This window comes from Bradyrhizobium sp. NAS80.1, assembly GCF_001908205.1.
Classification (GTDB): Bacteria; Pseudomonadota; Alphaproteobacteria; order Rhizobiales; family Xanthobacteraceae; genus Bradyrhizobium.
This window is the reverse complement of the sequence record NZ_LGHL01000233.1, coordinates 1-7,243: the sequence shown is the minus strand read 5'-3', so window position 1 is coordinate 7,243 and position 7,243 is coordinate 1. Positions and strand designations below refer to the sequence as shown.

General features: G+C 59.3%; 7 protein-coding genes and 2 pseudogenes. 3 read left to right on the top strand and 6 right to left on the bottom strand.

Translation table 11 applies throughout. The annotated features are described in order from the left end of the window. From AC629_RS47940 to bioB, 6 genes are all read right to left on the bottom strand, one after another. On the bottom strand, positions 1 to 307 hold a 307-nt coding region (locus AC629_RS47940), incomplete at its 3' end, for an alpha/beta fold hydrolase (RefSeq protein ID WP_210419177.1). A 509-nt stretch (positions 308 to 816) separates the two neighbouring features. After that, positions 817 to 1,317 carry a GNAT family N-acetyltransferase gene (locus tag AC629_RS38795; RefSeq protein WP_168195693.1) on the bottom strand — a complete coding sequence of 167 codons (501 nt, stop codon included), beginning with the start codon at positions 1,315 to 1,317 and terminating at the stop codon, positions 817 to 819. A 214-nt stretch (positions 1,318 to 1,531) separates the two neighbouring features. After that, positions 1,532 to 2,809, bottom strand: a complete 1,278-nt coding sequence (locus AC629_RS38790; protein ID WP_084809968.1) for an adenosylmethionine--8-amino-7-oxononanoate transaminase — start codon at positions 2,807 to 2,809, stop codon at positions 1,532 to 1,534. Continuing rightward, positions 2,806 to 3,447 (bottom strand): dethiobiotin synthase, encoded by a 642-nt coding sequence (bioD, locus tag AC629_RS38785; RefSeq protein ID WP_084809967.1) that lies wholly within the window; start codon positions 3,445 to 3,447, stop codon positions 2,806 to 2,808. Before bioD ends, AC629_RS38790 begins: the two co-directional genes overlap by 4 nt. Further along, positions 3,444 to 4,583 carry an 8-amino-7-oxononanoate synthase gene (locus AC629_RS38780; RefSeq protein WP_143199785.1) on the bottom strand — a complete coding sequence of 380 codons (1,140 nt, stop codon included), beginning with the start codon at positions 4,581 to 4,583 and terminating at the stop codon, positions 3,444 to 3,446. Before AC629_RS38780 ends, bioD begins: the two co-directional genes overlap by 4 nt. Further along, entirely contained in the window at positions 4,583 to 5,542 is a 960-nt protein-coding gene (gene bioB / locus AC629_RS38775) for a biotin synthase BioB (RefSeq protein ID WP_245332133.1), read from the bottom strand. Before bioB ends, AC629_RS38780 begins: the two co-directional genes overlap by 1 nt. A 177-nt stretch (positions 5,543 to 5,719) precedes the next feature. On the opposite strand from bioB, the gene AC629_RS38770 reads away from it, so the two are divergent. The 3 genes and pseudogenes from AC629_RS38770 to AC629_RS49390 all read left to right on the top strand — a co-directional run. Further along, positions 5,720 to 6,355 carry a GntR family transcriptional regulator gene (locus AC629_RS38770; RefSeq protein ID WP_084809964.1) on the top strand — a complete coding sequence of 212 codons (636 nt, stop codon included), beginning with the start codon at positions 5,720 to 5,722 and terminating at the stop codon, positions 6,353 to 6,355. A 213-nt stretch (positions 6,356 to 6,568) separates the two neighbouring features. After that, positions 6,569 to 6,661, top strand: a pseudogene (locus AC629_RS49395) (hypothetical protein); the annotation flags it as partial. Between the two features lie 45 nt (positions 6,662 to 6,706). Then, positions 6,707 to 6,906 (top strand): annotated as a pseudogene (locus AC629_RS49390) (ISL3 family transposase); the annotation flags it as partial. Positions 6,907 to 7,243: the final 337 nt, after the last annotated feature.

The following is a 7,243-nucleotide window of genomic DNA, read 5'->3' as shown; positions in this document are numbered from 1 at the left end:
TGAATGCGCGAAGCGAAAAATCAAAGCCGGGCTTAGGTGTCGAAAAGCCGAAGCCGGGCGGATCGACCAATATCACTCGTGTCCAGCGGGTGAGCCGCTCGAAGATCGGGTCGTGATGTTCGAGTGCGTTTGGTCCGTCCGCAAATAGTACGATCGTCCGCCCTCCGCTACCGCCGTCTCGAATACGAAACCGCGCGGTTTCAGTCTCGACATAGCGGATGCCAGGCCGTGACGCGGATGCCCATTCGCTTGAACGCGCCGCCTGTATGGGAGACGCTGGATGCGTATCTAGAAAAACCGGATTCATCAGAGACACACTTCTCCTCGCCTTCCAAAACGGCCTCGTCGCAGCCGCGCGCCAATCAGTTCAAAAGAGCTGCAATGATGGCGCATCTTGTCACGACAGTGCACTACGTCACGTGTGATAGAGCAAATTACACCGACCTGTGTACTTGACGCAAGTCTTGATGCACATTCGGCCTAACGGTGAACAGATCAGCTTACTCAAATGAAATTTGTGCGAGGAGATGCCATAGCGCAGCATTCGATGCGCTGCCCGCAATCACAGCCAGCAGGCACATGTCCGACCTTCGTTTCGCTTTCGACGGGCCAGTGCTCGGTCTCGGCCGCCGCGCCACAATAATTGTGCTCGCGCGCTCCAGAAGTTCTAATTCTCCTTCTGCCTGAATATGCACGCCGCCGAGCCGACGAAACGAACCCAAGACAGAACACCTCAAATGTTCGCGATCTGAAGATCGATCGCAACAAGATCAACGTCAACGAAGGCTCGATCGCGCTTGGTTATCCGTTTGTCATTCAAAGGTCGTTCAACGAGGCGTTACCTACCGGCCCGATTGTCCTTCTGGCCATGATCGCTAGCGGGGTACCGTGGAGGAGAACGCGATCGAAGGTCGCCCATCCCAGACGGGAATACAGAGGCTCGCTATGTGGCGTGAAGAGGTAGCTGAACCCGAGGCGCTCGGCCTCCGAGGCCGCCGCCAGCGCCAGTGCGGAAGCCACGCCTTGTCTACGATGTTCAGGTGGCACGAACACGGAAGATAGCCAGGGAGACAGGTGTTTGTGAGTGAGCGTGGTGGCCAAAACATTGGCCGTTCCAACGATTGTGTTGCCATCTTCCGATAGCGCCAGCAACGATATCGGCAGTCGCTCGCGATCATTAGCGTTGGCTAGTCGCGCGATACGCTGCTCCAGCGTCACCTCGGGCGTCAAATAGCCGAATTCGTCACGCTGCCAGGTTGCGATAGTCTGAATGCAGCTCTTGTAATCCGTGAGGTGTTCGATCCGTATGTTCATCATTGTTGTTCCTGTGTTCACCTGTGCCCGCATCCTGCTGGCTTTCTCGAAAGTCGAGACACCCCGTCCGAAACAGAGCAGACCGATGCCCCTCCGCATCGCCAGCTACCGGCGTGCTAGATTCGATCCAGCTGGCTTGGAGGCGCGGCCATCTCCAAGGCTTGCTTCCCGATACACTGATCTGAGAAGCCGTCGCTCATAGTGCCGCCGGATGGTCTCATCCTTCGGGGCGCGCCACGAAATCTGCCGCTTCTGCGATCGCCTCATACGCCCGATCGAGCTCCGCCGCCGTCACACAGTAGGGCGGCATCAGATAGATCACATTCCCAAGAGGACGAACGAGCAGATCCCTGTCGCGAAAAAACGCGCGCAGCCGGGGACCGACCTCAGAGAGGTAGCCCGCTGACTGGACGTCGAGATCAAGTGCAACCACGGTGCCTGCTTGCCTGACATTGGCGAAGCGCGGGTCCGCGCGAAAGCGCATCAGCCGCTCGGCATGCATGTCCGCCAATTTCGCCAGGCAGTTTCTCACGGGTTCGTTCCGCCAGACGGAGAGATTGGCCAATCCGGCGGCACACGCGATCGGGTTGGCCGTGTACGAGCTCGAATGGAAGAACATCCGACTGCGGTCAGTCGAGAGATGGGCTTCGAATATCGCCGGCTGGCACAACGTGGCCGCCAGAGGCAGTGCGCCGCCCGTCAACCCCTTCGAGGTGCACAAGATATCGGGCACAATTCCCGCCTGCTCGCAGGCGAAGAGCGTGCCGGTTCGTCCCCAACCGGTCATCACCTCATCGGCGATCAGCAGCATGTTCCAACGTGAGGTGATGCGCTTGAATTCGGTCAACAGATGCGACGGATAGATCTTCATCCCACCCGCGCCGAGCACGAGCGGCTCGATAAGCAGCGCGGCGGCATCGCCGCGGCGGCCGATGCGGTCGAGGGCATCCAACGAGTCCTGCTCTCGCCCAGGCTCCGGAAACGGAATGGTTTCGACATCGAACAAGAGTTGCTCGTAAGGCGCGTTGAAAACACCGCGCGCGCCTGCCGACATCGTGCCCACTGTATCGCCATGGTAACTATGTTCCATGACAACGATCCGTGCACGTGAAAGGCCCCTGTTGTGGAAGAAGCCGAGTGCCATTTTTAGCGCAACTTCCACCGACGTCGAGCCGCTATCGGAAAAGAACACGTGACCGAGGCCAGCAGGCGCAATCTGGATCAGACCTTGAGCCAGTTCTTCGGCTGCGGCATGGGTGTATTCGGCGAAGATGATCTGATCGAAGCGTTCGGTGGCATTCCGGATAGCTTCCATGATTGTCGGATGCCGGTGACCATGAGTAATGACCCACCAGGAGGAAATCGCATCGAAGATGGCATGGCCATCCTCGTCGATGAGATAGGCGCCATCGGTCTTCACAACCTTCTTGAAGACGGGATCAAGACGATGTTGGGTGAACGGATGCCACACAGGCGACTGCGCGAAGGCGTTCATTGCGGGGAGCGCCCACGCAAGATGGAAAGATCGAAGTTGTCACGAAACGCGCGACGCAGCAGTTCCGGAGTCAGGACGTCAAGGTATGGAAGGCGTCCAAGGTGTCTGACCTTGCCGATTTCCACGATGGTGCTTTCAGTATCGGCATGAGCATCGCCGATAAAGGCGACCCCGAGGATCGGTATGTGACGGCTCCGCATCGCTTCGAGCGACAGCAGGGTATGGTTGATCGTTCCGAGCGCCGTACGCGCGCACAGGATCGCAGGAAATCGCCAGCGCGCAAAGATATCGGCAAATACCACGCTACGTGTGAGTGGAACCAGCAAGCCTCCCGCTCCCTCGATCACGAGCGGCTGCCCCGTGTCGGGCGGCTGCAACATCGCGGGATCGAGTCTCACTCCATCGATTGCAGCGGACAGGTGAGGTGACTCCGGCGCTCTCAGACGACAGGCCTCCGGAATGATCCGTGTGGCCGGGATGCCGGCGAGGCGACTGACCGTCTCGCTGTCAGTTTCCCCCTGGAGTCCGGACTGGACCGGTTTCCAGTAGCAACCGTTCAAGGTGCCGGTCAGTGCAGCCGAAAAGACAGTCTTGCCGACACCCGTGTCCGTTCCGGTAACCACAAAGCGCTGTATCATGGTACTTCGTCTTGAAGGACTTGCCCAAGACGCTCGAACAAGGCGGCGATATCGCGGGCAGTTACGTTAAGCGTGACGGCGATACGCAAGCGTGCTGTTCCAGTGGGTACGGTTGGCGGACGAATAGCTCGAACATCAAAGCCGCTCGCCCTCAGATGCTCGGCGACCATCTTGGTTCTTCCGTTCGCGCCAATCATCACCGGCTGGATCTGCGAACCGCTTGAATAGCCAAGCCACTCAATGGCCACACGGTCTGCAGCGCGCATCAGATCACGAAGGCGTGTCTGCCTGTCCGGCTCGTCGACGAGGATCTTCAACGCTTCACGAACGCATGCAGCCTGCAGAGGTGAAGGAGCGGTCGCATAAATGAAAGGCTTCGCACGATTGACGAGATAGTCGCACAATAGCCTGCTCGCTCCGACCAATGCCCCGGATGCGCCGAGCGCTTTGCCACAGGTGTGAAGAACAATGACATTGTCTCGTCCTTCGAGACCGGCCGCCAGGCCACGACCGTTCGGCCCGTGGACACCAGTTGCGTGCGCTTCGTCGACGAACAGAAATCCATCGTACCGGTCGGCGAGCTCAGCCAGTTCGCGCAATGGCGCCCGATCGCCATCCATGGAGTAAAGGCTTTCAACCACGATCCACGGATGTCCCTTGCCTCCGTCAAGCCGCCATCGCCGGAGGACGTCAGCGAAGGCGCCGACATCGCTGTGCGGGACCGAAATGGCGGACGCGCGTCCGGCGGCGATGCCGGCATGAGCGCTCGCATGGACGAGCGAGTCGTGGATGACGATGTCATCTGGCTGCGGCAGCGTGGCGAGAACCGCCAAATTTGCGGCGTAGCCGCTGCCGAAATAGAGACTGTGCTCGGTGCCGAAGAAGGCCGCGGCCTCTGTCTCCAGCGCTTCGTGTTCAGGATGATTGCCTCGCAACAGGCGCGATCCACCTGCGCCGGCAGGAACTCCCCGTTCGAGCGCTGCCATGATGGCCTTGGTAAGTCGCTCGGAGCCGGCCAGCCCCAGATAGTCATTGGAGGTGAAGTCAAGGCCAGCATGACCGGTCAGCGTGCGGCGCCGACCTTCCTGCTCGAGCTGCTTCAGTTTGGTTTCATAGCGGGCCAGTTGCGCGAACATCAGACGGCTGTCTCCGGTGTGAGGCCCAGTCTGCGCAGAAGGCTTGAGTCGCGATCATCTCCAGGATTGGCTGCCGTCAGCAGCGTGTCGCCGATGAAGATCGAATTCGCGCCGGCGAAAAAGCACAGCGCCTGCATCTCGTCCGACATCGAGGCGCGCCCCGCGGTCAGTCGAACATGTGATTCCGGCATCAGGATGCGGGCCAGGGCTACGATACGAACGAATGCGATCGGATCGACCGGCGCGGCATCCACGAGCTTGGACCCCTTCATCGGGATGAGCATGTTGATGGGGACGCTTTCCGGTGGCGTCGGCAGATTCGCCAGGGTCACCAGCATGTCTATGCGATCATTGACGTCTTCGCCGAGCCCGAGGATTCCGCCGCTGCAAACTTTCATGCCCGCTTCGCGAACAAGGGCCAATGTTTGCAGGCGGTCATCAAAGGTGCGGGTGGTCGCGACCTCCGGATAAAATCGCTCGGACGTGTCGATGTTGTGATTGTAGTAATCGAGGCCCGCGTCGGCAAAAGTCTTCGCCTGCTCGGACGACAGCATGCCGAGCGTCATACAGGTTTCGAGGCCGAGAGCTTTTACAGCCTTTACCATCGAGACGATCGCTGCCTCGTCCCGCGGCTTCGGACTGCGCCAGGCAGCCCCCATGCAATATCGGGTCGCGCCGCCTTCCTTTGCCTTGCGAGCCTCTTCGATCACCTGCTCCGGGACCATGAGCTTTGATGGCTTCACCCCGGAGCGATGATGAATCGATTGGCTGCAATAGCCGCAGTCCTCCGGACAGCCGCCCGTCTTGATGTTGAGCAGCTTGCTGAGCTGGATCTGGTTGGGGTCGAAATGGGCCCGATGAACTGTGTGTGCATGAAATAGGAGATCGTTGAAGGGGCGCTCATACACGGAGCGTGCGTCCTCGACGATCCAGATCTGCGGCCTCCCGCTCTTCCGCATTGTTGAATCGCGTTCCAGGTCCAGCATTCAAGTTTCTCCTTGCGCTGCTGTCACAGCGCTGATCAAAAACCGTGGCAATCTAATAGATAATCTATTAGAACTCTCCACAGCCTCGAACTTGACCATGGAGAGGCGCGTGGTCAATTTGAAATTCCAGAGATTATCTATGAGGTGGAGATGGCTGAGACCGTTGCGGAGCGGATTGCAAACGAAATTGGAGAGCGGATTGTTTCCGGTGAGCTGGCTCCCGGGACGCCTCTTCGCCAGGACCGGGTCGCCGAGGAATTCGACGCGAGCCATGTGCCGGCGCGGGAAGCATTCCACCTCCTGCGATCCCGCGGGCTGGTTGTTAACCTGCCTCGCCGGGGAGTGCGCGTATCGCCCCTTGACCCTGCATCAGTCCAGGAGATCGTCGAAATCCGAACCGCTCTCGAGACGCTGGCGCTGACCTTGGCGGCTCCCAGAATGAATGCGGCTTGCTTCGACAGAATCGAAAAGGCGCTCCTTGCGGGTGATCAGGCTCAATCGATGGTCGACTGGGAACGAGCCAATCGCGCATTCCACAGGGAGCTTGTGACGCCCTGCAAGATGCCGAGGCTGCTTTCGATGCTCGACGATCTTCAGCTGGCAAACTCCCGGATCATCTTTTCCGCGACGCGCTCAGCTGGCTGGAAGCCCGGCTCAAGTCATGCGCATCGCCAGATTGTAAGCGCACTGAGGAAACGGGAATTCGAAAGAGCTGTATCCCTTCTTCGCGCGCACATTCGAGGCCTCGAGCGGACCACCGGAGAAACGGGCGGGCTGATCGGGTAAGAACAAACAGCAGAAATGGAGCTAATCGTGAGGCCCGTGTCAGACTGATTGGCTGCCTTCAGAATTCTGGACCGCTCCTCGTCAGCACAATTTCTGCAAGCTCGCCCGATAGTAATAGTGCTCACGCCTCGTCGTTTGTCGGCTGGCGCGCGCAGGCTATCGACTTTCTGCGATTGAAACGCTTAAGCCGAACGTGGCGCCGGGCCAGTGGAAATGGTCACAGAGACGGGCCAGCGTCGGTGGTTCTCGAAGGATGGCAAGGGCCGGATTATCGAGGAAACGTTGGCACCAGGTGCCGTCGCTTCCGACGTTGCCCGACGGCACGGGCTGGCGCCCCAACAAGTGTTCAGGAGGCGCGCTCACGCCAGTCTTGTCGCGTCATTCGCCCGCGGCGTTACGAACGATGAAGCGGCGGTCGGGCGGCAGTCACTTCGCCCTGTTCCAACGGACCGACCGAAGATCAGATCACCCGCCTAAAACTGGTTAGACGACAAATGTACGGACGCGGGAAACGTGATCTGCTTCAGGCTAGATTGATTGGCGTCGAATGAGCGAGTTGCACCAAAGGTGCGTCAGAGCCAAATTTGAAAGCCGACTGGCACGCCATGGGGAAACTCGTGCGAGACAATCTTGCTGCTCATTTTCGGGAGCTGCACTCGTCACACCCGTTCTCTGAGAGGAGAGTGGCGAAAGCTGCCGTTATTAGTGCCGCTCGAAGTCGTCGGGTTGAGAACCGCGGCGGCCACGCGGACTGCCTCAGCCGAGATAACCCGTCAAGCCGTCCCAGAGCAGCTTGACGGCCGTGATCGTGAGGAGTGCGTAGCAGGCGCGGTAAAGTTGAGCCTGATCGAGCCGTTGATGAAGATGCCAACCTGCCCAGACGCCGAG

Coding starts and splice junctions, on each gene's coding strand:
- bioD (WP_084809967.1), bottom strand. CDS start 3,447: ATGATACAGCGCTTTGTGGTTACCGGAACGGACACGGGTGTCGGCAAG.
- AC629_RS38790 (WP_084809968.1), bottom strand. CDS start 2,809: ATGAACGCCTTCGCGCAGTCGCCTGTGTGGCATCCGTTCACCCAACAT.
- AC629_RS38770 (WP_084809964.1), top strand. CDS start 5,720: ATGGCTGAGACCGTTGCGGAGCGGATTGCAAACGAAATTGGAGAGCGG.
- AC629_RS38780 (WP_143199785.1), bottom strand. CDS start 4,583: ATGTTCGCGCAACTGGCCCGCTATGAAACCAAACTGAAGCAGCTCGAG.
- AC629_RS38795 (WP_168195693.1), bottom strand. CDS start 1,317: ATGATGAACATACGGATCGAACACCTCACGGATTACAAGAGCTGCATT.
- bioB (WP_245332133.1), bottom strand. CDS start 5,542: ATGCGGAAGAGCGGGAGGCCGCAGATCTGGATCGTCGAGGACGCACGC.